General features: G+C 44.3%; 24 protein-coding genes. 8 read left to right on the forward strand and 16 right to left on the reverse strand.

Annotation, left to right across the window (positions count from 1 at the left end; translation table 11 throughout):
* Positions 1-3: 3 nt before the first annotated feature.
* Positions 4-498: a PAS domain-containing protein gene (locus tag CXF58_RS12135; RefSeq protein WP_082894364.1), complete on the reverse strand. Its 495-nt coding sequence runs from the start codon at positions 496-498 to the stop codon at positions 4-6.
* A 284-nt stretch (positions 499-782) separates the two neighbouring features.
* Positions 783-1,145: a roadblock/LC7 domain-containing protein gene (locus CXF58_RS12140; RefSeq protein WP_010201036.1), complete on the reverse strand. Its 363-nt coding sequence runs from the start codon at positions 1,143-1,145 to the stop codon at positions 783-785.
* Positions 1,146-1,802: 657 nt separating this feature from the next.
* On the opposite strand from CXF58_RS12140, the gene gdhA reads away from it, so the two are divergent.
* From gdhA to CXF58_RS12165, 5 genes are all read left to right on the forward strand, one after another.
* A complete protein-coding gene (gene gdhA, locus CXF58_RS12145; protein WP_102077628.1) occupies positions 1,803-3,149 on the forward strand; it encodes an NADP-specific glutamate dehydrogenase in 1,347 nt (448 codons plus the stop codon).
* Between the two features lie 216 nt (positions 3,150-3,365).
* Positions 3,366-3,950 carry a PepSY domain-containing protein gene (locus CXF58_RS12150; RefSeq protein WP_102077629.1) on the forward strand — a complete coding sequence of 195 codons (585 nt, stop codon included), beginning with the start codon at positions 3,366-3,368 and terminating at the stop codon, positions 3,948-3,950.
* A gap of 528 nt (positions 3,951-4,478) precedes the next feature.
* Positions 4,479-5,315 carry an amino acid ABC transporter substrate-binding protein gene (locus CXF58_RS12155; RefSeq protein WP_102077630.1) on the forward strand — a complete coding sequence of 279 codons (837 nt, stop codon included), beginning with the start codon at positions 4,479-4,481 and terminating at the stop codon, positions 5,313-5,315.
* A gap of 53 nt (positions 5,316-5,368) precedes the next feature.
* Positions 5,369-6,052, forward strand: coding sequence for an amino acid ABC transporter permease (locus tag CXF58_RS12160; RefSeq protein ID WP_180952590.1), 684 nt, complete (start codon positions 5,369-5,371; stop codon positions 6,050-6,052).
* A 74-nt stretch (positions 6,053-6,126) separates the two neighbouring features.
* Positions 6,127-6,870 carry an amino acid ABC transporter ATP-binding protein gene (locus CXF58_RS12165; RefSeq protein WP_102077631.1) on the forward strand — a complete coding sequence of 248 codons (744 nt, stop codon included), beginning with the start codon at positions 6,127-6,129 and terminating at the stop codon, positions 6,868-6,870.
* 138 nt (positions 6,871-7,008) lie between these two features.
* On the opposite strand, the gene CXF58_RS12170 is transcribed toward CXF58_RS12165, so the two are convergent.
* The 9 genes from CXF58_RS12170 to uraD all read right to left on the reverse strand — a co-directional run bounded on the left by CXF58_RS12170 (position 7,009) and on the right by uraD (position 14,733).
* Positions 7,009-7,671, reverse strand: coding sequence for an anthranilate synthase component II (locus tag CXF58_RS12170; RefSeq protein ID WP_102077632.1), 663 nt, complete (start codon positions 7,669-7,671; stop codon positions 7,009-7,011).
* A 34-nt stretch (positions 7,672-7,705) separates the two neighbouring features.
* Complete coding sequence (locus CXF58_RS12175; protein ID WP_102077633.1) at positions 7,706-9,124, reverse strand: anthranilate synthase component I family protein; 1,419 nt, start codon at positions 9,122-9,124, stop codon at positions 7,706-7,708.
* 69 nt (positions 9,125-9,193) lie between these two features.
* Positions 9,194-9,484 carry a Trp family transcriptional regulator gene (locus CXF58_RS12180; RefSeq protein WP_102077634.1) on the reverse strand — a complete coding sequence of 97 codons (291 nt, stop codon included), beginning with the start codon at positions 9,482-9,484 and terminating at the stop codon, positions 9,194-9,196.
* Between the two features lie 211 nt (positions 9,485-9,695).
* Entirely contained in the window at positions 9,696-10,532 is an 837-nt protein-coding gene (locus CXF58_RS12185) for a bifunctional allantoicase/(S)-ureidoglycine aminohydrolase (protein WP_068407228.1), read from the reverse strand.
* 112 nt (positions 10,533-10,644) lie between these two features.
* A complete protein-coding gene (locus CXF58_RS12190) occupies positions 10,645-11,205 on the reverse strand; it encodes an ureidoglycolate lyase (RefSeq protein ID WP_102077635.1) in 561 nt (186 codons plus the stop codon).
* Positions 11,206-11,264: 59 nt separating this feature from the next.
* On the reverse strand, positions 11,265-12,257 hold the full coding sequence (puuE, locus tag CXF58_RS12195) for an allantoinase PuuE (RefSeq protein ID WP_102077636.1): 993 nt from the start codon (positions 12,255-12,257) through the stop codon (positions 11,265-11,267).
* A gap of 118 nt (positions 12,258-12,375) precedes the next feature.
* On the reverse strand, positions 12,376-13,704 hold the full coding sequence (locus CXF58_RS12200; protein ID WP_102077637.1) for a urate hydroxylase PuuD: 1,329 nt from the start codon (positions 13,702-13,704) through the stop codon (positions 12,376-12,378).
* A 99-nt stretch (positions 13,705-13,803) separates the two neighbouring features.
* On the reverse strand, positions 13,804-14,172 hold the full coding sequence (gene uraH, locus CXF58_RS12205; protein WP_102077638.1) for a hydroxyisourate hydrolase: 369 nt from the start codon (positions 14,170-14,172) through the stop codon (positions 13,804-13,806).
* Between the two features lie 39 nt (positions 14,173-14,211).
* Positions 14,212-14,733, reverse strand: a complete 522-nt coding sequence (gene uraD, locus CXF58_RS12210; RefSeq protein WP_102077639.1) for a 2-oxo-4-hydroxy-4-carboxy-5-ureidoimidazoline decarboxylase — start codon at positions 14,731-14,733, stop codon at positions 14,212-14,214.
* 247 nt (positions 14,734-14,980) lie between these two features.
* Here uraD and CXF58_RS12215 point away from each other — a divergent pair, with 247 nt between their 5' ends.
* Positions 14,981-15,646: a TetR/AcrR family transcriptional regulator gene (locus CXF58_RS12215; RefSeq protein WP_102077640.1), complete on the forward strand. Its 666-nt coding sequence runs from the start codon at positions 14,981-14,983 to the stop codon at positions 15,644-15,646.
* A gap of 45 nt (positions 15,647-15,691) precedes the next feature.
* On the opposite strand, the gene CXF58_RS12220 is transcribed toward CXF58_RS12215, so the two are convergent.
* Entirely contained in the window at positions 15,692-17,125 is a 1,434-nt protein-coding gene (locus CXF58_RS12220; protein WP_102077641.1) for a nucleobase:cation symporter-2 family protein, read from the reverse strand.
* Between the two features lie 742 nt (positions 17,126-17,867).
* Between CXF58_RS12220 and CXF58_RS12225 the strand changes: the two genes are divergently transcribed.
* Positions 17,868-19,931: a TonB-dependent receptor domain-containing protein gene (locus tag CXF58_RS12225; protein ID WP_102077642.1), complete on the forward strand. Its 2,064-nt coding sequence runs from the start codon at positions 17,868-17,870 to the stop codon at positions 19,929-19,931.
* A 155-nt stretch (positions 19,932-20,086) separates the two neighbouring features.
* Positions 20,087-21,478: a PepSY-associated TM helix domain-containing protein gene (locus CXF58_RS12230; RefSeq protein ID WP_102077643.1), complete on the forward strand. Its 1,392-nt coding sequence runs from the start codon at positions 20,087-20,089 to the stop codon at positions 21,476-21,478.
* Between the two features lie 12 nt (positions 21,479-21,490).
* Here the strand turns inward: CXF58_RS12230 and CXF58_RS12235 are convergent, their stop codons facing one another.
* The 4 genes from CXF58_RS12235 to CXF58_RS12250 form a co-directional block, all read right to left on the reverse strand.
* Positions 21,491-22,261 (reverse strand): iron ABC transporter ATP-binding protein, encoded by a 771-nt coding sequence (locus CXF58_RS12235; RefSeq protein ID WP_102077644.1) that lies wholly within the window; start codon positions 22,259-22,261, stop codon positions 21,491-21,493.
* Positions 22,262-22,313: 52 nt separating this feature from the next.
* Entirely contained in the window at positions 22,314-23,408 is a 1,095-nt protein-coding gene (locus CXF58_RS12240) for an iron chelate uptake ABC transporter family permease subunit (RefSeq protein WP_102077645.1), read from the reverse strand.
* Between the two features lie 120 nt (positions 23,409-23,528).
* Positions 23,529-24,638 carry an ABC transporter permease gene (locus CXF58_RS12245; RefSeq protein WP_228706605.1) on the reverse strand — a complete coding sequence of 370 codons (1,110 nt, stop codon included), beginning with the start codon at positions 24,636-24,638 and terminating at the stop codon, positions 23,529-23,531.
* 99 nt (positions 24,639-24,737) lie between these two features.
* Positions 24,738-25,793, reverse strand: a complete 1,056-nt coding sequence (locus CXF58_RS12250) for a siderophore ABC transporter substrate-binding protein (RefSeq protein WP_102077646.1) — start codon at positions 25,791-25,793, stop codon at positions 24,738-24,740.
* Positions 25,794-25,798: the final 5 nt, after the last annotated feature.

Below are 25,798 nucleotides of genomic sequence, written 5' to 3' on the forward strand. Positions count from 1 at the left end.
GATTTAGCCTTCCTCATTTTGTTTCATTTCGGCATATTGGGCGATTGCCGCATCAATCTTGCTGCGCGATGGTTTACGGCGCACAGAAGTATAACCAACCGTTTCGCCGCGGCGCACGTTTGGTACGACAGTCGCGTAAACCCAATAGTGACTGCCATCTTTGCATAAGTTTTTCACATAGCCATGCCATTTTTGCCCAGCGTCGGCGGTCGACCATAGGTCTTTATAAGCCGCTTTTGGCATATCAGGATGGCGTAAAATATAATGCTGCTTACCGATTAATTCATCGACATCATAGCCGCTAATCTCGACAAAGGCATCATTCACGTGCGTCAAAACGCCGTTTAAGTCGGTACGTGAGACGATTAATTTACCGTCAGGATAAGGGCGTTCGATACCAGTGTCATAAACAGTGCGCGAAGTGCCGTCGTGGTAAGTCAGAGTGACTTCTTCTGCTGGCATGTCAGGCTTCATGGCGTCGGGGAGTGGAGAACCCATTGTAATCTCCTTCATTTATCATGGTTGTGATAATTATTAAAAAGCGTAAACCTTATTGAAAAAATATTTGGTTTAAGCGTATGACTTAAATTTATATGGCAAACTGACAATTAAACTCAGGTTTTAAACCGCACTGTTAGATTTATTCAATATAAACGGTATGCAATACCTTAAATAATTTTTATAAGACAAGGCATGATTTTTCATTTAAAGTGTTGTTTATCAAGTAGTTTATAGCGCTGATAGCCCATAAAGTCTTAATGACAGAACTTTAAAAATAAGTATTAGATAAGTTTTGCCAAGGCTTCTGAGGCGCGCTTAATATCTAAGAATATCAAGCCAAGTTTGGCGTTTGGTTTTGCCATAATGGTTAATACCGCCTCATCACCTGATGAGGTCATAATCACATAGCCTTTTTCGCCTTGGATCATAATACGGTCGATGCTACCACGAGCCAATTCACGACCTGCGCGGTCACCTAGTGATAATAAAGCAGCAGACATCGCGCCAACGCGGTCTTCATCAACGCCTGTAGGCAGCGCCGATGCAATCATAAGACCGTCGTTCGAGATAAGGGCAGATGCTTCAACATCGGCAGATGAGCTGTTTAGGTCTTCCAAGATTTGCTGGAATGAGTCTGTACGCATAACGATTTCTCTGTGACGAATAAATAAGGGGATAATTGGGATTGAGGATTTGCTGATTTTAGTCTTCGACTAGCGGGCGATATTATAAATCCTTACTATCACCATTGATATGGCTGAACAACGTTTGAAGCCTTAATATTCGGTGTTTTTTTTACCGCTCAATACTATTTCACTACCGTTTATCGCAATTTCATTGCGATTAATAAATAAAAGTTGGCATAGTTTAAGTTATTTAGTGTTTTTATTTTCTATTAAGATGTTTTTATTATAGAGTCAAAGTAGCAAGTAAAAAAAAGCATTGCCGAAAATGACTCAAATAAGCACGGTCATTTTTTTGACTAACGAGTTTTCACGGCGGGTTTATTGATAGATTATAATGAAATAAATATCCTTTATAAATTTTGATGATGGTGATATTTACTAGACTTATACAGCAAAAAAATGCTATATAGTTATGAGATAAAAATTGTTTGTGCTTCTGGGTTTACGATTTAGAGACACATTCAGTTGGCTTCTAATCCCCCAGTTTCTATATTTACTAGCGTATAGAAACGATTTCAATCTCACATTGGTGTTTTAAATCCCATCGTTTGTATTTAAGCGATAAAACACCCGCGTGAATCAGCACGATGACCATTTTTACCCTAAGGAACCTATATGAGTATCAGTCAGGCAATCGAAAAAGTCGAAGCACGTTACGCCCATCAACCTGAGTTTATTCAGGCGGTAAAAGAAGTTGCAATCACCATTGCTCCGCTATACGACGCCCATCCGGAATATGATACGTTCAAAATATTTGAGCGTCTTGTCGAGCCTGACCGTGTTATCGCTTTTCGTATCAATTGGGAAAACGATAAGGGTGAAGTGCAGGTCAACCGCGGCTGGCGTGTACAATTCAGCAACGCCTTAGGTCCTTATAAAGGCGGCATCCGCTTTCATCCTACCGTCAACCAATCGGTCCTTAAGTTCTTAGGTTTTGAGCAAATTTTCAAAAACGCCTTAACTGGATTGCCGATGGGCGGCGGTAAAGGTGGCGCTGATTTTGATCCTAAAGGTAAGTCTGACAGCGAAATCCGCCGTTTTTGCTATGCCTTTATGCGTGAGCTGCATCCATATGTCAGTAAAGACATCGATGTACCGGCAGGCGATATCGGCGTCGGTGGACGTGAAGTCAGCTATATGTTTGCGATGTATAAGAATCTAACGCGTGAGCACGGCGGCGTCTTGACCGGTAAAGGCGTGGGTTTTGGTGGTAGCTTAATGCGTACTGAAGCGACCGGCTATGGCGCAGTTTACTTCTTAGAAAACATGCTTGCCGCTCAAAACGATAACATCAAAGGCAAAAAAGTGTTGGTATCAGGTGCCGGTAACGTCTCACTCCACGCCGCTGAAAAAGCCCACATGCTGGGTGCAACAGTACTGACCGTATCTGATTCACAAGGCACGCTGCACGATGCAAACGGTATGGACCAAGAAAAAATCAACTGGCTAAAAGAGCAAAAAGCCCAAAGTAAGCCGTTGTGTGATTATGTCGGTGTATTCGGCGGTGAATGGTTGGCTAAGCAAAAACCCTGGCATATCAAAGGTGATATCGCCATTCCATCAGCGACCCAAAACGAAGTTGATGAAGACGATGCCAAATTAATGGTTGAAAACGGCATTAAATATATTGCCGAAGGCGCTAACATGCCACTGACCGCTGATGCGATTGATTATGTGCGTTTGCACCGCGTCCATTATGCACCAGGTAAAGCGGCCAACGCAGGCGGCGTCGCGGTATCGGGTCTTGAGATGTCACAAAACTCTGTACGTCAATATAAAACCTTTGAAGAAGTCGATGAGCGCTTAAAGTGCATTATGAAAAATATCCACGACTGCGCTGCTGACGCTTCAGAAAAATATAACCAGACCGATAACGGTTATATCGACTATATGACAGGGGCAAATATCGTTGGTTTCAAACGCGTTGCTGATGCCTTATGTGCTTATGGTATCTTGAACTAAACTTGTCTTAATACGAAAGCTGTTTTTCATAAACCGCGCTTATCTAAGAAGATAGGCGCGGTTTTTTTGTCTGCAAACAATGATGATACATTAGGATACTTTTTTGCTGCACAGGTCTATCTCATCAGCGTTATGATAAGAAAAACGGTAGAGTTGAATAAAAAATACGGTAAAAAAATCGATAGTAATAAATAAAAATATGAATCAGGAGACGATATGATGAATAAAATTCTCAAAGGTTTTAAGCTAACAACATTGGGTGCTTGTCTGACATTGGCTTTGACGACGGGCGTCATAACTACAGCCGCCAGTGCCGCTACTAATGTAGACGAAATACGCGCCGCGCAAGCCGCGAAAATTAGCTTGAAGCAAGCCATTACTATCGCCAGTAAATCAGCTTCTGGTATTTTAATCAGTGCCGATTTTGATGAGGATGATAGCGATGCCGTCGGCAAAGGTGGCGTCTATGAATTAGAATTCAGTACCGATAGCGTCAATTACGAAATCAAAGTAGATGCCAATACTGGCAAAATTGTAAAAAAGGAAACGGATCGTCTTGATGGCGATGATATCAACGCTTACCAAGTTCAAAAAAAAGTGAAAACCGATATTATGAAGGCCATCAATATCGCTGAAAAACAAACAGGTGGTAAGATATTAGAAATTGAATTTGAGAATGATCGCGATTATGCCAATCATACAGCGTATTATAAAGCTGACCTATTAAAAGGTAACAAGATTGTTAGTATTAATGTCGACGCTAACAGCGGTAAAACATTTGCCAATAAGTTCAAAAAGTAGCAGTTATTTTGATAAAAATAGTATAAAAGACATCAGTCATCAGGTTGATGTCTTTTTTATTGAAAACGGCTTATTTACTATGCGGGCACTCAATATAATAAACGCTTAATATAAGTATAACCAAAGTAAGCTCGTCTTACCCTTATTATGAATAAGTAGTTTCATCTAAAAAGTCGCTATATAAAGCTTTATAAATGAGTAAAGCTTAACAATCTTACGCATACTCACTGTTTTTGTACGTTTATTCTTACCCAACTGCGCTAGTATATAAGCAAGTCATGGTTGCATAAGTAGGCTTGCCGTTAAAAATATTATGAATATTAACCGACACTTAGCCTATTTAATGCAACATAATAGAAAAATAGTATTGAAAAATAGCCGCAGTATCCTCAAATCGGGAAGCCAAAGCCAAAGCCAAGCATGATAGTCAATAGGCACAATTTTTAGTCAAGACTGCTTGTAATGCTTTCACCCTATTTATTGGTTTGCTACTTTTTGCCTTATTCACCTACTTTATAAGGACGTCTTATGAAACGTCGTACGCTTTTAGCCTTTGCCGCCAGTACGGTATTACTTGCCGCTTGTAATCAGTCGCCTACCACTGATGCTGATACCAATGCAGCCGATAGTGCGGCGACTGGTGGTTCTGATTTGCTCCAACGTATCAATAATGGCGGCACTATTAACGTCGGTACTGAAGGTACGTATCCGCCGTTCACCTATCATGATGAGAGCGGCAAACTTACCGGTTATGATGTCGAAGTAACGCGGGCGGTCGCTGATAAACTTGGGGTCGATGTTGAATTTAAAGAAACCCAATGGGATGCCATGCTAGCAGGTTTGGATTCAAAACGTTTTGACATGGTTGCCAATCAGGTAGGTTTGACCACGCCTGAGCGCCTAGCAAAGTACGATAAAGCGACTGAATATAGCTGGTCAGGCGCTGTGGTATTGGCACCGACTGATGACAATCGTTATAGCTCGTGGGAAGCGCTAAAAGGACTGCGTTCTGCACAGTCGCTTAGCAGTAATTATGGTGAGCTGGCAGAGCGTTATGAAGCTGAAATCGTTCCCGTCGATGGTATGGCGCAAGCGATTCAGTTGGTCAAACAAGGCCGCGCTGACTTTACGATGAATGACAACCTTGCCGTATTGGACTATCTAAAAAAATTCCCAGACGCCAATCTTGAGATTAAATTGGTTGCACCTGCCAGTGAGCAGACGGGTTCGGGCTTGGTGCTGCTGAAAGGTGATGACGCAGTTGTCGAAAAACTCAATGGCGCCATGACTGAGCTAAAAGCTGACGGCACGCTAACCAAACTTAGCGAAGAATTCTTCGGTGCTGATATAAGTCAACAAAAATAATGCTAGCGTCTATAACCTCAGTATTAAGCGATTTATTGGCACTATTGCCCTTTATGGATGCTGCACGCGCCCAAATCGTTATCAACTCATTTTGGCCAATGCTCAAAGGCGGTATTTATTATTCGATACCGCTGGCATTGATATCATTTGCGATTGGAATGGTGATTGCGCTGACGGTAGCTTTGATTCGCATCGTGCCGCGTGCAGGATGGTTCCATGAGATACTTTATCGGCTTGCTCGTATCTATGTGTCTGCCATTCGCGGTACGCCGATGTTGGTGCAGCTATTTATTATCTTTTATGGCTTGCCAAGTGTTGGCGTGAAGCTCGACCCGTTTCCGTCAGCGATTATCGCCTTTTCGTTGAACATTGGCGCTTATGCGTCGGAAACGGTGCGTGCGTCGATTCTGTCTATTCCAAAAGGTCAATGGGAAGCGGGCTCCACAGTTGGTTTAACCTATCTACAAACCTTTCGCCATGTGATTTTGCCGCAAGCGCTGCGGGTGTCGGTACCGCCATTGTCCAATACCTTTATCAGTTTGGTAAAAGACACGTCTTTGGCGTCATTGGTGCTGGTCACGGAGCTGTTTAAACAGGCGCAAATCATTACCGCCCGTAATTATGAGTTTATGCTGGTTTATACTGAAGCGGCGTTTATTTATTGGGCAATTTGTCTGTTTTTAACCTTTATTCAGGGCAAACTTGAAACCAGACTTGATCGTTATGTGGCGAAATAAATTTTTGCTAAGAAATACAGCCATATTATCGTTTTTTACCATCAGCGTTTTTTTATTTGTAAGCGGAAACCTCTATGATTCAAGTCACTAATATCCACAAAGCCTTTGGTAGCAATCAAGTGCTCAAAGGCATCGACTTGTCCATTGAAAAAGGCAAGGTAGTGGTCATCTTGGGTCCATCAGGGTCGGGTAAAACCACGTTTTTGCGCTGTCTGAATGCGTTAGAGATTCCTGATCAAGGGGTAATTGCATTTGATGATGGCAGCTTGACCGTCGACTTTGCCACCAAGCCAAAAAAGAAAACCTTACTCGCTTTGCAACGCAAGTCAGGCATGGTATTTCAGTCTTATAATTTATTTCCGCATAAGTCAGCCATTGAGAATTTGATGCTTGGGCCGACGGTGGTACAAGGACAAAGTAAAGCGCAAGCGCGCGAGCAAGCGTTGGCGTTACTTGATAAAGTCGGCTTATCGGATAAAGCAGATTTGTATCCGTTTCAGTTGTCTGGTGGTCAGCAGCAGCGTATTGGTATTGCTCGTGCGCTGGCGATTGAGCCGTCATTGTTGCTATTTGATGAGCCAACTTCGGCGCTTGACCCAGAGTTGGTACAAGATGTGCTTGGAACGATGAAGCAGTTGGCTTCTGAAGGCTGGACGATGGTGGTGGTGACCCATGAGATTAACTTTGCGCGTGATGTTGCTGACCATGTGGTCTTGATTGAAGACGGTCACATAGTCGAAGAGGGTAGCGCCAAGCAGCTATTTGAAGATTCAACGCATCCACGCACGCAAGCGTTTTTGCAGCGTATCGAGCAGTAGTTCATTTTAAAAAAAGACTGGCTTCTAAATAGCCAGTCTTTTTTATTGTATAGTAAGTGAAAAGCAATACCGTAGCGTTTTTAGGACATTTTGACTATACCTTTATGCTTTTTAACATTAGCCTTTTAAAACCCTGCATTACACCTGCAATAAAAAATTCGTTAATAAACGCTTCGCCCCCTCAGTCGCAAACGACTCTGGGTGAAATTGCACACCTTGTATCGGGTAAACAGTGTGCGCAAGTCCCATAATCTCATCACCTGCGACCGCTGCATCTGTCAGTCTTAAGTCATGATGGGCGTCATTACTCACGACGGCGGTAACAGTTAAGCAATCTGGTAACGTATCTGCCTTTACCATCAAGGAATGATAGCGCATGATTTCTATCTCTTGTGGCAAGCCTTGATAGACACCTGCATTATCATGGCGAATGGCTGAGACTTTGCCATGCATTGGTACGCTGGCTCGTACCACTTCGCCGCCAAAGACATGCGCAATGCCCTGCATGCCCAAGCAAACGCCCAATAGCGGCGTCGTCTTGCCCATAACCTCAATCACTTCGGCGCAAATACCAAAATAGGCCGAGTCGTCAGGCGCGCCAGGGCCGGGTGAGATGATAATGCGGTCAAGATTCATCGCCTGCACATCAGCCAAGGTAATTTCGTTATTACGTTTGACGATGACATTTGCCGCTTGTTTAGCGCCGTCTTTATCACCATCCATGGTCTGTAAAATCTCGCCAATATATTGATAAAGGTTAAAGGTAAAAGAGTCGTAGTTGTCGATAATTAAAACATTCATAAGGCATAAGCTCTTTAGCAAAAATATAATGGATTTACGCTGTCATAAAGCTGTCTAACACCACTTTCATCGCTGACAGCTTACGCTGGATTTCTAAGTATTCATCAGCAGGATTGGAGTCGTAAACATTGCCGCCGCAAGTTTGCGCATAAGCCGACTCACCATTGATAAATAGACTGCGAATAGGAATGGCAAAAATACAATCACCATTAAAATTAAATGAGCCAAGTGCGCCGCCATAAGCACCGCGACCATCAGGCTCAAGCTCATTAATCACTTTAATGGCTTCCACTTTTGGCGCCCCTGATAAAGTACCGGCGGGGAAGTTGCTGGCAAGGGCGCTAAACATGTCTTCATCGGGGTGCAAAATTCCGACGATTTCAGAAGAAATGTGCTGCACGTGTGAGAAGCGTTTGATATCCATGAGGCTACGCACCTTTACCGTACCAAATTGTGCCACACGGCCGATATCGTTGCGATGCAAGTCGACCAGCATATTGTGCTCGGCAATCTCTTTGGCATCATTCAGTAGCGCGCGGGCAAGCTTACGGTCTTCTGCGATATCGACGCCGCGCTTAGCAGTGCCTGCTAATGGGTAGGTTTCCATCTCACCTTGGCGCAGGCGAAACAGTAGCTCAGGCGAGGCACCAATAATGCATTGCTGAGCAAATTTCATAAAATACATATGCGGTGACGGATTAACCGCGCGTAGCTTTTCGTAAATCGGCATCTTATCGCCGGCAATGCGATATTTGGATTTAAAGCCAACTTCGCACTGAAAGATGCGCCCAGAGATGATGTCTTCTTTGACTTGCAGCACCGCTTTGGCATGCTCCTCTTGACTCATGCCATCCCCCAAAAACTCTACTGAGGGTGGTTCATAATTGAGGATGGGGGCTTCAAGTAAGGCTTTGATTTGCTCGATGCGATTTTCTTGCTGCGCGGTTGGATAGTAGAAATAGAAAATCTCACCGGTCATCTTATCAAGCGTTAAGCCATCTAAATACACGCCAAATTTAAAGGGTTCAAAATCATCACTGGCTTTGGCGTTGAGACTTGGCTCAAAGAAATTAACACTGTCATAACCCAAGTAGCCAACCAGTCCGCCGCTTTGGTCGCGCGCAATAACGTGCTGCGGGGTGATGCTGCGTAATAGCTGATAAGGATTGTCAGTTTGATAATGTGTGGTTTCGGCGGTTTTATTATCAGTAATTGCTAAGGTGGTACGGTCGATAGCGGCAATAGTCATCACTGGGTCAAAACCAATGGCATGGTGGCGCGCCATATGTCCATCCTCGCCCAATGATTCAAGCAAATAACAAGTTTCAAAAGCGTGCTCAATACGCTTAAATAACGCAAAAAAATCTATATCCTGCGTGAGTTTGATACGCTGTGGTTTGCTAGGAATTTCGATAGCAGCAGGTTGGTCAGGCTTGGAAGTAGAAGCGGTCATAACGATGTCCAAAATAGTTCAATGATTTATCAAAAAAATAAGGCAGAATGAAATTATGTTTTTGCCCAATTAAGCGTCTTTTTTATGCGAATTTTCTCTATGAGTTTTAAGTAGGGCGCTCACATCGTGACTTTGCATGGCTTTCGCACCGCGCGAGACAGTGGCGATACCGACGCCGAGCTGCTCAGATATCTCACGCTGGGTAATACCGCGCTCTAACAAATCAAAAATACGGATGCGATTGGCGATTTCTTGTTGTTCTTTATCGGTCAATAGCGCAGTAAGTAGCTCGTCGATAGCGCTACTATCGTGACAGCTGGCCAAATGAGTTAATAGACTGTGATAAGGATTGGCGCTCATAATATATAATCTTAGTAAGAGAAAGGATAATAAGCAAAATATTGTTTCGTTTCAGTATTCTAGTACAGTAGTACAAGAAAAACAAGTAACGTGTTTGGACGTTTAGCGTTATTTGTTTAACGCTTGATGTTGAAGGTTAAATTGAAAATAAAAATAATAGCCAGCGCATGGTGATATGCTGGCTTTTAGGTCATTTATAATTTTAGATAAATTAACGCTGTGGACGTATAAACGGCATGTGTCTATTTACGTCTTTATAGAGTAAATACCTAAATGGACCAGGACCCCCGGCGTAACAAGATTGCGGGCAAAATGCGCGTAGCCACATAAAATCACCTGCTTCAACTTCGACCCATTCACCGTTTAAGTGATAGACGGCTTTACCTTCTAGCACATATAAACCATGTTCCATGACATGGGTTTCATCAAACGGAATCACGCCGCCTGGTTGAAAAGTAACGATATTGACGTGCATATCGTGACGCATATCAGACTGTTCGGTAAATCTCGTGGTTTTCCAAACACCATTGGTTTCTGGCATCTCAATTGCTTCAACATCATGATCGCTGGTGACAAAGGCTTCTGGCGCATCAAGTCCTTCTACAAACTGATAGGCTTTGCGAATCCAGTGAAATTTAACAGGCTCATTACTATTATTTTTTAGCGTCCATTGACAGGCAGGTGGTAAGAAAGCATAACCACCGGCTTCAAGATGATGGGCTACGCCTTCGATAGTAATATCCATCTCACCTTCAACGACAAACAGCACGGCTTCGGCATTAGTGTCGAGCTCAGGCTTGTCGGAGCCGCCGTTTGGGGCGACTTCAACAATGTACTGTGAAAAAGTTTCTGCAAAACCGCTTAAAGGACGGGCAATCACCCACATGCGCATGCCTTCCCAAAACGGCAGGTAGCTAATCACAATATCAGTGAGTACCCGTTTGGGGATAATTGCATACGCTTCGGTAAAAATAGCGCGGTCAGATAATAATTGAGTTTGCGGCGGCAAGCCGCCAGTTGGGGCATAATAGGTACTTTTAATTGGCATTATTAATAATCCTTAGGGGGTTTTGCCATGAAAATTGGTGTCTGTCTTTAAAGAGCAAAGAGTGAGTATGTTTTATTAGCTAGAACTTTCTCTTTATAAATGGCTTGAAAGACTAAATTGACTTTACGCTTTGTGTATTTGGGTCGGCGTGCGCATTTTCTACTTCAATATTCACTTGCCAATCATCAATCGCCAGTTCGTAGCAGTTATTACCCTCACCGTTGATACGGTCAATGACCAAAAAATCTGAGTCGCGACCAAGTGCCAACAGTGGATGGTGCCAGACATTGGCGTCGTATTGCACGCCTTGATGCGATTTGACATAAAACACTGATAAATCAGCGGCCGAACGTGGTGGTTCACCAGCTGGTGCGACGACGACAATATAATCTTGACCATTCATCGAAAAAAACGCTTGCGACCCAAAGGGGTGATACTCCATCACCGATAAGACGATAGGCAGTTCGCGCTTTTTGGCACGAAAGATACTGAAGCCAACATCGCCGCCGTCAAGCGTAGCCTGCGTAATCGCATGATGCCGACACGCATAGCCTTTATTAATAAAGAAGCAGTTTTCAGAGGTCTGCTCTTCTTTGTCATAGGGTTCAATCACCGTACCATAAGGTGCAAATTCGGCCTTGGTTAAAGGCCTCGCGATGATTGTGGTAGTCATGATGTCACCTTCTAATTAATGAGTAGTTTTATGTATTTAGTTTAGCTAGCGCCAGATGATTACATCCAGTTGGCGATGTTATCGTCAGTAGCTGGATGGTTTTCATACCAGTGTTTGGCAATCTCATCGCGGCGGCATATCCAGACATCGGGCTTACCAGTGATGTATTGCAAGAATTTTTTGAGAGCAGTGATACGGCCCGCACGGCCAATGATGCGGCAGTGCAAACCAATGGTCAGCATTTTAGGTTCGTTTTTACCATTTTTATCGCCTTCTTCGTATAAGGTGTCAAAGCTGTCCTTTAAGTATTGATAAAAAGGCTCAGCATGGGTAAAGCCGGGACTTGAGGCAAAGCGCATGTCATTGGTTTCTAAGGTATAAGGAATCACCAAATGCGGCTTACGAGTGATTTTATCACCATCTTCTACTTTGACATTGAGCCAGTAGGGCAGCTCGTCGGCATAAGAATCTGAATCGTAAATATAACCGCCTTGTTCGGCGACCAGCTCACGTGTGTTGGGGCTATCGCGGCCGGTATACCAACCAAGCGGCTGACGACCAAGCATACGCTCGAAAATTTCGGTGGCGCGGCGCACGTGTTCGCGTTCCGTTTCGCGGTACATGTATTGATAAGTAATCCAGCGTAGCCCGTGACTGGCGATTTCGTGACCATCTTCTAGCACGCGCTCGATAATATGTGGCGTTTTTTCAGCAGCGGCGGCGCAGGTAAAGGTAGTGATGGGTAAACCATACTCTTTAAAGGTATCTAACACGCGCCAAACGCCCACGCGGCTACCATACTCAAAGGCGGATTCGATAGATTGGTGGCGGTTGTTAAATTCGGGCGTCCCTAGTACATCCGATAAAAAACGCTCTGATTGGCCATCGCCATGAATGACGCTATTTTCCGCGCCTTCTTCAATGTTTAGTACAAACTGCACGGCAATTTTCGCGCCGCCCGGCCAATTGGCCTTTGGCGGATTGCCTGCATAGCCTTTTAAATCACGCGGGTAGGTGTCGTGATTAAAATCACTGGTTATTTTTTGACTCATTTTTAAGCTATCCTAAATACAATAAAGCAAATTAAAGGTGAGCATTTCTACTATCAGCTCATTAACTAATTATCTGACTAAATAACTGTTTTATTAAAATAACTGTCTCATTAAATGACTATAGCCCTGAAGCGTAAGCGACGAGTTGTTGGCGTTCTGCATCAGTCAATTGGGTGAGATTGCCCAGTGGCATATAGCCAGTTTGTACCGCTGTGACAATTTTGGCTTGATGGATTTTCATATCTGCTGGCGTCTGCAAAATGATGCCCGCTGGCGGTGCGGCAAATCCTTGCTGGGTTGGCTGCGCCGCGTGGCAAGTGGTACAACGGGTGTGGACGATATTCATAATGGCATCATCTGCTGAGGTAGCCACAGGTACAGCATTGGCAGCGTTTTCATTGGCAGCGCCAGTTTCGGTAGCAGCACTCATTTCCGAGTTATCGGCTGAATCAGCAGTAACTGGCGGCGTAGTGTCTGATGTAGTGTCTGGTGTAGAAACAGAGGCGCTAGCAGTGGGTAATGATTCAACAGGGGCAGGACGCATCCAAATAATCAATAATACCGTTGCTAATGCCGGAATCCAGAGGAACTTTGGTTTGTGATGTCCCAAGTGTTTTTGATTAAAATAATGACGTACCGTTGCCGTGATGATACCGACAAATACCAACACCAACCAACCGTGCGCATGCGAATACATCATCGGATAGTGGTTGCTAATCATGGTAAAGATAAGCGGCAAGGTGAAGTAGTTATTCATCAGCGAGCGGTTTTTTGCTTGTAGCGCCAAATCGGCCACTTCTTTGCCCGGTTTTACGCCGCGGCGCACACAATCTACCAGCGCGCGCTGAGCAGGCATAATACCAAAGAAAACGTTCCCCGCCATTACCGTACCCAAAATAGCACCGATATGGATAAACGAAGCACGGTCACTAAACAGCTGATAAGAACCCCAGCAAGCGATCACTAGTAATATAAAGATAATACTGCTAAAAATCATCGAGTTTTTACCAAGACGGCTACGAACAATCACTTCATACAAAAAGTAGCTACCAAATAAAAACAATAAGCTGGTCGAAATCGCGCCGATACTGCTGCCAAAAGCGACTTTGCTGGGATCAATCAGATAGGCAGTCGCATTGAAATAATAAACGATAGCCAGCATCGCCATGCCGGTAAGCCAAGTGGTATAAGCTTCCCATTTAAACCAATGCAGGGTTTTTGGCATCTCTTCTGGTTCAAGCTTATATTTGGCAATTTCATAAAAGCCGCCGCCGTGTACCGCCCATAAGTCGCCGGATATACCTTTGTCCGCCTTCCACTGTGGCGGCTTACGCAAACTCATGTCTAGCCAAACAAAGTAAAAGGAGGCGCCAATCCAAGCCACGCCAGCGATGACGTGAAACCAGCGGAAAAATAAAGCGACCCAGTCGAGAAGATATGCACCCATGCGCGAATTGTCCTTTTCTTTGCAATACTCTTTTATTCAATATTTGGTTCAGCGTTTTTTAGTTTAAATCTAAAGCGACACCCCTATAAATCCGTTAAGCTATGAGCCGCGATAGGTACTATAGCCGTGTGCGCTGAGCAGTAGCGGTACATGGTAATGACCGCCATCACTGATCATAAAATCGATGACTACTTGCGGGTAAAATGCCGTGAGATTTTGCGCGTCAAAATAGGCTTGGGTTGCAAACGTCAAGGTATAACGCCCAACGTCTAAGTGATATTTAGCGATATCGATACTAGTATCAAATTTCCAGCTGTCAGCGGCAACTCGACCATCGGCGTTGGTGACACCTGTTGCCAATAGATAGGTCTCACCGTCTGCAGGCACGCGGTGTAGCGTGACCGCGATATCAGCGGCAGGTTTGCCAAGATGGGTATCTAAAATGTGGGATGAGAGAGTACCTGACATAATAATTCCTTTTATATAGTAAAAATAGGCACATTTATCTTAAGCAGTGCCGAGTAGTTTTTGTAAGCGTAAACGGGTGATTTTATTTTGCTCAGTAGCCGCATTGAGTAGCTCAGTGGCGCGGTCATTTGGCAGGCGTGCCAGTAATAAATCCAGCATTTCTTGCGCGCTTTTGCCGGTCGCAAAGACGATAAAGATAAAGCCAAATTTAGCGAGATACGCTTGATTGCCTTTTGCCAATGCTTCAATGACATCCATGTCAGCATTATTGGCGCCAGATTGCTCATACGCCGCGCTGTCTTGCGTATTGCGGTATTTTTCTTTTAATGAGTCAACGTTGCCGATTTGTGGATGACCATCAAAGGCCTCAAGCAAATTGGCTTCTTGGGTTTGCGCTTGCTGCCAAGCTTTGTCGCTACTGGCAAGTAGGTCGTTTATATCTGCAAAAGGGCGAGCACCTGCTACGTCATGCGCCCATTTGCTACTGGTGCAGCAGGTCAATAGTTTTGAGAGTGCTTCGGCTGGCGAGAGGGCATTAAATTGCGCTAGTGATAAGCTCACGGTGACATCCTTTTCATTTAAATTTTAAGCTTTTTATTGTTATGTTTTAATTGAGTTGTAAGTGGTTTAATAACATCCATTCTGCTTAAACCTGACCATTTGGTCAACTGTTTTATGCAAAATATTTTTATGCGCTGGCGAAAACCCTGCTATATTTTCGCTAAATAAAAAATAAAATTGGCTTATCAGTGCCGTTATATGTTGCAATATGGCTACTTATTTATCCTTCTATCCAATGGTTTATCTTATGCCCCAACCTAATCAAACATCTCAATTGTCCGATTCTGAGGCGCCTATTCATCGTAATCAGCAAGATATCCGCGCCCAAAATCAAGCAGTAATTTTGGCAGCTGCAGAAGAGGAATTTGTCCTACAAAGTTATCGCGGCGCCACGATGCAGGGCATCGCTGATCGAGCAGGATTGCCAAAAGCCAATGTCCATTACTACTTTAAAAATAAAAAAAACCTCTACAAAATGGTTTTGCGCTCTATTATTGAAGAATGGAACGACGGCTTGGTGACAATGACCGTCGATAGCGACCCAAAAGCCGTGATAGAGAAGTTTGTGCGCACCAAGTTACACCAAGCGTTTGCGCATCCAAACCGTCATAAATTGTTTGCGTTAGAGGTCATCGGCGGCGCCCCATATTTACATGACTTTATGTCGACAACCATGAAAGAGTGGGCGCTTGATAAATCACAAGTAATGAAAACTTGGCACGAGCAAGGCAGAATTGGCATCGCTGACCCATTGCAGCTGTTGATTTTGATTTGGGCAACGACGCAGCGTTATGCAGAATTTGAAACAGAAATCGTCGGTCTGCTGCAAAAAGACGCTTATGATAAGCAAGATGAAGCGCGCGCGGCTGACTTCTTAATACCCTTTATTCTGCGCGGTTGCGGGCTTGAATAGCGGATTTTACATAGCGCGCCATTTATGCAACCAAGCCCGCCGCCGTTATAACGGCTGACCTTCAACCTCACTTTTCGGCAACATGCGCACAGGTTTTAGACCATCTTCTATATGTTGATCAGACGTATCAAACTCGACGCCATAGTTCTTTGGCAAAATCATATCCAACGTGATAGCGACGATACCCGACATGGTCACTGCCGAGCCAAAGATATTGCGGAACAGCTGCGGCGTTTGGGCAAAGACATCAGGAACAAACGCGATACCCATCGATAAACCAAGCGAAGTCGCAATAATCAAAATATTACGATGGGTAAAATTTACCGTGGATAGGATGCGGATACCCGCAGTAGCAACAGTTGCAAACATCAGTAGCGTCACGCCGCCAACCACAGGCTTTGGCAGCTGCGTAAAGACAGCGCCAAGGATAGGGAATAGCCCCATGGTAAATAAAATCGCCGCCACATAAAAACCCACATAGCGGCTGGCGATACCAGTCATTTGAATGACGCCGTTATTTTGGCTAAAGGTAGTGACGGGGAAGGTATTAAATACCGCGGCAATCCATGAATTGACGCCATCACCTAGCACGCCGCCTTTGATACGCTTTTCGTAGACAGGACCTTGAATAGGTTCGCCTGAAATCATTGAGGTTGCGGTCAAATCGCCTGAGGTTTCGATACTGGTAATGATATACATAAAGGCAATCGGAATAAACGCTTGCCAATCAAAGCTTAAACCGTATTTAAAAGGAATAGGGACGGTAAGTAACGGCGCTTCAGAGACTAAAGAGAAGTCAATACGCCCCATCAACATCGCCGCAAATAAACCAAGCATCAAACCGATAAAAATAGCGCTTGAGCGAATCACTTTATTATTGACGATGCTAATCAGCACCACGCTGACCAGCACCCCGCCGCCCAGTAGTAAATTTTCCATACTACCAAAGTTTTCGGCACCAACCCCGCCCGCCAAATCAGTCAGCCCCGTTTTGGTCAATGACAGACCAATGGTGACAATGACGCAGCCAGTAACGATAGGGCTCATCAAAGATTTAAGTTTGGTGATGAATTGGCTTAAACATATCTCAACAAATGCGCCGAAGAAAGACACGCCAAAGATGACAGAGAGAATCTCCTCTGGGCCACCGCCTTTATTTTTTACCACAAAACCTGCGGCAAGGACAGCAGCCAAAAAGCCAAAACTCGTGCCTTGTAAAGCCATCAATCCGGAGCCGATCGGCCCTACCTTGCGAGTCTGAATAAAGGTGGCGACCCCTGATACCATCAGTGACATGCTAATCAGATAGGGGATGTGCTCTCCCAATCCCAAAGCGCCACCAATGATTAAAGAGGGCGTGATAATACCAACGAACGCGGCAAGTACGTGCTGTACCGCGCCTAAGAATGCTTTTGCAGGAGCAGGGCGGTCATGCAGTCCATATAATAAATCAGGGTTTCCTTGAGTAACTTCACTCATTTTGGCTTTCTCCTAAAGTGACTTTTAGTCCAATCTCTGAAGGTAGACCTAAACAGCGTAGAAAAACTGATGATTTGAGAGTTGAGTCTGTAACTTAAAAAAGCCTTTCAGTAACCTCTAAATCTCCATCTTGTTTGTCTAGCTATCTAAGCATTTACTGATTTTCCAACAGAGAGTCGCACTTTTCCGTGTGCTAATAAATAAAAGCAGCTCACCATTATTTATCAATATTGCCAGTTATAGTGATTAAAACCTGACTAATTAGTCAGCTATCTAAGGGTATAGCGAAAGCCTTGCTTATTGCAATGTTTTTTTTGCGATTAAAATATTAATTTGTTTCATCTCGGCGATTTAACAAAAACCTTAACGCGCTTATGACAAATAAAATTGCGACTGCTATTAAGTACTTAATAGCAGTCGATGTTAGGTGCTGCTTAACTTTCACAATGTCATCTATCTGGTTGAATTAAATTCCTCACTTTATTTATTGCCAAATTGTTAATACTTCGTTATTATGCCTGTCATATTTCAAATGCTAATCATTATCATTAGTATTAATCATGTTATTTCTATATGTGTTTATTGACTAAGTAGGCGTGGTCAATCAATAAAACACAAAAGTTTTAATAGAGAGTAAAAAGCAAAATCCCAAACTGTCTTTTTCGGACCATCTTTTTCAAACTGTCTTTCTAAAGTGGCACTTAAATCCTTCAATCCTAATAGTAAGTAAAGTGAGTGTGTTATGCGTGAAGTTAAGTCAGCAACATTTTCTAATCAATTAACGGTGTTATCGGTCGCTGTTTCAGCAATCCTGTGTTCACAGCTGGCGGTTGCGGCAACGGATGTGCCTAGTACGACCTTACAAACCATCACCGTAACTGCCAATAGCTCGGTACGTGAAAAGGTGCAAGAGGACGGCGTCGATGTCGAAGACTATACGCCTGCACAGCAAGCGAGCCATTTAAGCGATTTCTTAAATGTGGTTCCAGGCGTGACCATAGGTGGTACGTCATCGGTCAACCAGCGCATTCGTATTCGCGGTCTTGAAGATAGCAACCTAAAAGTCACCATTGATGGCGCGCGCCAAGAAGGCAAGTTGTTCTATCATATGGGCGATATCACCATTGATCCTGATTTGCTCAAACAAGCGGATGTGGCAGTGGGCAACAATTCTGTCACGCTCGGTAACGATGCACTTGGCGGCGCGGTTGCTTTTAAAACGGTCGATGCCGCTGACTTACTTAAACCTGGTCAAAAGATTGGTGCCAAGCTAAAAGCAGGTTATGCCAGTAATAATGATGAGCTATTGACGTCAGCCACGGTTTTTGGCGCACCATCTGATAATGTCGATTTATTGGCTTATTATGGCAAGCGTGATACCAGCTCAGGTGAAGACGGTGAAGGTCGTGAGTTGTTTGAAGACAGTGAGAGCGAGAGCTTCTTATTAAAAGCCGGTGCTTATGTTGGTAATGACCATCATGTAGGTGCAAGCTTTAGCCGTACTGAGAAAGAAGGGATTTTCCCATTCCGTCCAGATTTTCCGAGTCGCTCTGAGCCACCGATTCCGCAACAGGTAAAGCGCGATACTTATGGTATTGATTATAAGTTTAATCCTAGCAATCCGCTGATTGATATAGATACCAATGTGTATCAGACTAAAACCCGTATTTTGCGCGATTCTGAATATCTTACAAATCCAGGTTTCGATTTTAACGCTGAAGTCCAAACCACAGGCGCAAAAATCCAAAATACCAGTGATATCGCTACCAATGTTGGCACGCACAAGCTGATATCTGGAATTGAGCATTATAAAAAAGAGTCAGAGATGGAGCGCGACTTCGTCAAAAAAGGCTCAGATGAAGCAACCAATACTTCTGTTTATCTAGAAGACCAATGGCAAAATGGTAAGCTTACTTTAACGCCTGGTGTGCGTTATGACCGCTACAAATCTCCTGAGTTTATTTCTGGTGGCAAAACCTATGATAATGTCGTCGGTGCACTTGCTGCAAGCTATGAGATTGCACCACTAACGCAAGTATTCGCTAGCTACACACAGTTATTTAATGGTCCGGATTTAAGCCAAACAATCTTTAATTCGGATGGTGATAAAACGTACGTTAATAATGACTTAAAAGCAGAAGAAGGATCTAACGCTGAAGTAGGTATTATCACAACCTTGCGCGACCTAACAGTAGCTGGTGATGCACTGCAACTAAGCGGTAAATACTTTGAAACTGATATCGAAAACTATATTGAATTTGTGAGATCAGGTGGGACAAGACCGGGCTTGAACTGTGCAAATGGACAACCAGGTGGCGATTGCCAAGGTGTCATCAATAAAGATGAAGATTATAAGATCAAAGGCGTCGAGCTGGCTGCTGACTATAAAATGAATGACTTTAGTATGGGTTTGAGCTATTCGCGAGCGCGCAGTAAAGGCGACAAAACAGGCTATAGTATTCCATCAGTGACCGGAAGCAGCTCAGAATCAGGTGATAAATATATGGTCAATTTGGCTTATAGTCCAACGGAGACCACAGATATTGGCTGGCGCAGTACCTATGTCGCTTCAGTAATGCCAAATACTAGCGCGAATGATATTGAAAAACCAAGCTATGACGTTCATGATATCTTTATGAACTATTCGCCAAAACAAATTGAAGGACTAAAAGCGACGGTTGGCGTTTACAATCTTTTCGATGAAGCTTACGCTAGCCACTCATCTCGCCTAAACCCGATTGATGATGTTGCTACTGACTTCGAGCCAGGTCGTAATATCAAAGCGTCATTGACGTATCAGTTTTAAGCCTGTATTTATTTTCTAGTCGCAAAAGAGCCAGCTTTTTATAAAAAAGAGCTGGCTTTTTTATCACCATTTTTTGGCACTCAAGCTTTCTTTTTAAACATTACGCTTCGGCTGTAGCCCCATTAACCCTATATATTCATAAAGAATCAGCACTCATGACTTCACTTTCCTTCTCTTCTTTTGCATCGAATATACGCCGTATTTGTCTATGGATTCATCGTTATACTGGGCTTGTGATGGCAGGCTTTTTAATCATGGCTGGCATTACTGGCTCGTTATTGGCTTTCCATGCCGAGTTGGATGATGTGTTTAATTATAAATTGGCTAAGATTGAACGGCAAGATGCGCCACAGCTTCCTATTGAAACCCTGCACGATAAGGTGGTCGCCGCCTATCCAGAGTACAATTTTTCTAGTATGCCAACATCATTAGAAGCGGATAAATCTGCAGTATTTTCGGTCGATAGAGCCAGAGGTCAAAGCGCTAAAAATCAACCTAAAGCCTCGTTTCAAGAGGTTTATGTCAATCCTTATAACGGCGATATCGTAGGAACGCGTGATAAAGACGCATGGGCGTGGCGTAATACCATGTGGAAAGTGTTTTGGTTGCACCGTGATTTATTGCTTGGCGATATCGGTAAGCTGCTGCTAGGTGTGATAGCCCTTATTTGGACGATTAACTGCTTTATTGGCTTTTACTTGACCTTTCCTAGGGCGGTTAACAATAAAAAAGTGTCGCAAAAAACTGTACCTAAAACTGCGCCTAAAAAACGTACGTCTTTTATTAAGCGCTGGCTACCGGCGTGGAAAATCCGCCGCAAAACCAATACCTTTAAGTTCAATTATGATTTGCATCACGCTTTTGGTTTATGGTTGTGGCTGATGCTATTTGTCATTGCGTGGTCGAGTGTCGGTTTTAATTTAAAATCGGTCTATCAACCCGTGATGCAAGTAGTGGTCGGGTTTGAAGGTAGAGAGAGTAAAAGAGAAGAAAAAGGCAAATCAAAGACAACAGATAAATCGAGCAGGCAGAATAGGGTAGATGCTGCGTCAGTTATCAACTCAACGGCTGCGATTAATAAAGCCAATAGTATTGCGTATTTAACTGAGCAAGCGCATATTGCTGCGCAAAAAAACGGCGTAACCGTACAGCAGCCATTGGGGATCCGCTGGCTTGCGGAGGAGGGACAATGGCAAATGCGTTTTAAAACCGACAAAGACATCGGCTCGCACGGTGGTGCTTCGTCTATCACCGTGGCTGCGGCGACTGGCAAAGTTGAAAAAGTCACTTTCGGATATCAAAGCGTATTTGGTAATAAAATCGACCAATGGTTTTCAACCTTGCACATGGGGCATATTGGACAGGGTAACGCTCATTTACTGTATCAAATATTCTTAGCAATGATAGGGTTGGCCGTGGCAGTCTTGTCCGCTACCGGTGTGTATTTATGGGTTAAAGGTCGTCAAAGCCGATTAAAGCAAAAACTGACCATTAAAAATAAATTTTCAAACCATTACGGAAAACCAGCTATTAAAAAACAGCTATAAAACACCCCGTACTTAAACCGTATCGACAATCACGGGTCGCCCTTGATGGTTAAGGACAGTCACATCGACTTTATATAACTCTTTCATGGTTTTATGGGTGAGTACATCAACAGGCGCGCCGGTTGCCAGTACGCGACCCTCTTTCATCGTCACTACCGTATCGGCAAATTGCGCGGCTTGATTGATATCATGTAGGACAATCACCACCGTTTTTTGCTCATTATGGCTCAATTCGCGCAGCTCACGCATCAGACGGCCAGCATGATACATATCTAGATTGTTGAGCGGCTCATCAAGGAGTAGGTACGGCGTATCTTGGCAAACAATCATCGCAATCAGCACGCGTTGACGCTGACCCCCAGAGAGCGTCGATAAAAAGCGCTCCGCTAACGGCTCAAGCTCAAAGCGTTCGATAATGGCCTGCACTTTTTGCTGATCATCAGCAGTCGGTTGCCCTTGATGATAAGGGTAGCGCCCAAACATCAGCAGCTCATGCACACGCAGGCGACCTTGTACTTGGTTGTCTTGCCCGAGCATGGCTACGGTCTTAGACAGCGTTCGTGCATGACAGCTGACAATATCATGCTCCTCATTCCCTATAACGAAACTGACCTGTCCTGATTGTAGCGGTTGCAAGCGCGCCATCACTGAAAACAGCGTCGATTTACCCGCGCCATTTGGCCCTATTAAAGCAATCACTTGCGAGGGTGGTAAAGACAGGCTAATGTCATGCAGGATTTGCTGTTTGCCAATATGGTGGGAGACATTATTTATTTTAATCATAGCAGTTCTTGTTTTTAGAAAAGTTTAACCGTTGCGTTTTAAAAAGTCATCATTAGCGGCGATAGGTCATAAATATGAGTAATAAAAATACCAAGCCGCCTGCCAGTTCAATCACCACTGACAATACGCCTGCCATGCCGAGCACTTGCTCAAATATGGTTTGACCGAGGACCAAGCAAATCATCGCCACCAAGCTGACCAATATCAGACGCTCACTATGATACATATGGCGCGCGATACGATTGGTCAAGGCGCAGACCAGTAAGCCAAAAAAAGTCACCGGACCGACCAAGGCAGTTGCCGTAGCGACCAATACCGCAATGACGGTTAATAGCCCGAATGCGAGGCGTTGATAGTTGATACCAAGGTTAATTGCTTGTGGTTTGCCCAGCATCAAGACATCGCATTGATAGCGCCAGCGCCAGATAAATAGCGCACTGATGACGCAAATAACAAAGCTAATGCCCAAAAGCTGCGGATTAACCGTATTAAACTGTGCGTAACTGGCCGATTGGACAACCACGAAGTCATCGGGGTTAATGAGCCGTGCAACCAGCGCTGATAAGCTGCGAAATAATACGCCAAAGATAACGCCTACCAGTATCAGCCGCGTCAAATCCTGACTGCTTTTTGAAAATAACAGCCGAAACAACAATAAGGACGCGCCAAACATGAGGACGATTTCAAGGGTAAATTTGGTAATGGGGTTGATGCTGGTAAAACTAATTGCGCCTAAAAAGAACACCAATAAGCTTTGTAATAACACATACAGTGAGTCAAAGCCCAATAGCGACGGCGTCAAAATAGGATTGTGGGTTAAGGTTTGAAAGAGCAGGGTCGATACGCCAATCGCATAGCCGACGACCATTAGCGCCAGTAATTTTTTACCGCGTAATGGCAGGGCAAAGTCCCAATAGCCATTGACGTTAAGTGTCAAAAACAGCGTCATTGAGATAAGTAAAATAATAGCGGCAATGGATTTTGGATGACCAGCGATAAAGGTCCAAAGTTTTGCTAAAGGGTTGTGACGGCAAGTATCTTCAAGGCTGTCATTGTCTAAAGTAGCATTTGCTAGAGCGCTCTTTTTTGCCGAGCCAGTCTTGGTAGAATTGTCATTTATAAAGTTATGCTTAGACGATGAGAACATGAATAAATCCTACTATGCTACCTTTAATAATAACAACGCCAAGCTTATCTAATCAGACAACAGGACGAATAAATTAAGAAAAGTGTTAATAATCAGGCAGCGACAAGATTGCGCTAGGGCTTATTGCTCAGCAGGCGCACGTAATAACAACCATAAAAATATCACCGTGCCGACCACACCAAAAACTGTCGCCACAGGCACTTCAAAAGGGTAACGGATGGAGCGCCCGATAATATCACAAAGTAATACGGCTGATGCGCCCAAGAGCGCGACTGCGGGCAAGCTGCGACGTAATTTATCACCCATGATGCGGCTAACGATATTGGGTACGACCAAACCGATAAAGGGAATCATACCAACGGTTACGACGACGACAGCGCTCATCATCGCCACCATGCCAACGCCAAGCCACGTTACTTGCCGTTTACTAATCCCCAAGTTTAGCGCGATATTGTCGCCCAAACCGACGATGGTCAGTTTATCGGCGATAATATAAGCCAGCACGCACAGCGCGCCCGTCAACCAAAGTAGCTCGTAACGTCCGGCTAATACCGAAGAGAAGTCGCCAAATTGCCAAACGCTAAGCATCTGTAATGATTCAGTTTGGTAGGCGATAAAAGTGGTTATCGCCTCGATAATGCCACCAAAGACAATACCAATCAGTGGAATCATCAAAAAATCCGTCGGCGGAACGCGATGTATCAGCAGCATAAAGAGCATCATGCCCGCGACTGCCGCAATGGTTGCGACACCCATTTTGACCAGTAGCGCGCTGGCTGGGAATAATAAACTGACTACCAGTAATCCCAATGCGGCGCTTTGGGTCGCCCCAACCATCGAGGGTTCCACGAAGCGGTTTTTAAGCACCACTTGAATAATCATCCCAGCCACCGCCATCGCGATACCCGTCAAAATAATGGCAACGGTGCGCGGGATGCGGCTCACCAACATTAATGAGCTATCAGAGTTGGCGCTTTGACTGATAAGGCTTTGCAAAATACCTGACCACGAAAAATCTGCCACCCCAATGGATAAGCTTAATAACACCAAAAGCCCCATAATAATGAGGCTGGCTGTGTTTATTAACCACGGCGGTATCGCAGCGCGGCGCTTTTTATCACGGGCGTAGCGGCTGCCACTACTTGCACTCGGCTGCCAGCTTGATGGCGCAGCTGGCAGAGTAGAGCTGGTTTTAACGCTGGCTTGAGCACGAGGTGAAAATAATGGCATAACGGCTACTGGCTTACGAATAGGGTGTGAAAATTTTTATGGACAGCAATAACTGTCATAGGCAACAGCTGCTACTTGTATCTTGTGTAGCGTTAAAATTTATTTTGCCTTAGTAAAGGCGTTTTTAATCGTCGTTAAATCCTGTAGCCACTGATAATAACCACCAAAGGCTAAGTAAGAGTCTGGGCTTAGATACACCACTTGGTCTTTATCCCATGCAGTGGTTTGCGCCACCAATGGGTTGTCCAATACGGCTTTGGCACCCGCACCATCTTCACCGATTGCAGCGCTACGATCGACGACGAACAACCAATCTGGATTGGTCTTTTGTATGTATTCAAATGAGATAGGCTGACCGTGACGCGCATCAGTGATTTTATCATCTGCCATTGGAATATCTAATACGCCGTGAATAAAACCATAACGCGACTTATCACCATAGGCTGACAGCTTATTGCCATTGACCATAACCACCAAGCCTTTGCCTTTATTTTCTTTGGTTAAGGCTTTGGTCTCGTCAATCAGCGTGTCAATATTGCCTTGCAATTTTACTGCTTGATCGCTTTTGCCAAATAACGCGCCCAAATCGTGTAGGCGCTGCTTGCTTGACTCATAGATATTTGCCGTATCGATGCTCATATCCAGCGTGGGTGCGATACTCGATAGCTCATTGTATTTTTCTGCCATACGCGAGCCGATCAAAATTGCTTGCGGCTGCATGGCGTTCAACGCTTCAAGGTCAGGCTCGAATACCGTGCCGACTTCTTTAGGATCAGGATGTACTTTTGACTGTAAGTTATCTAAATGTAGCCCACTTGGCATACCGTCAACTGCCACGTCAAGCGCCGCCAAATCTTGCATCAAGGTCATATCATAAACGACCAATGGTGATGGATTCATGGCCAAATCGACTTTACCTTTTACCGTATCAACTGCGATGGTCGCAACAGAAACGTTGTCATTTTCAGCCACATTCGAGGCCGCATCAGCCGTTTGGTTTTCAGCTTTGGTTTCTGTTATCTCATTATCACTTGAGTCAGGCGAGCTACAACCCGCTAAGCCAACACTAGCAATGAACGCGGTCATCATGGCGGTCAATAATGGACGTTTAACATGGGGGCTTGCAGTACGATTAGAACATAAAGTAGTAGACATAAATA

This window comes from Psychrobacter sp. Sarcosine-02u-2, from assembly GCF_002836335.1.
In the GTDB taxonomy this organism is placed as follows: Bacteria; Pseudomonadota; Gammaproteobacteria; order Pseudomonadales; family Moraxellaceae; genus Psychrobacter; species Psychrobacter faecalis.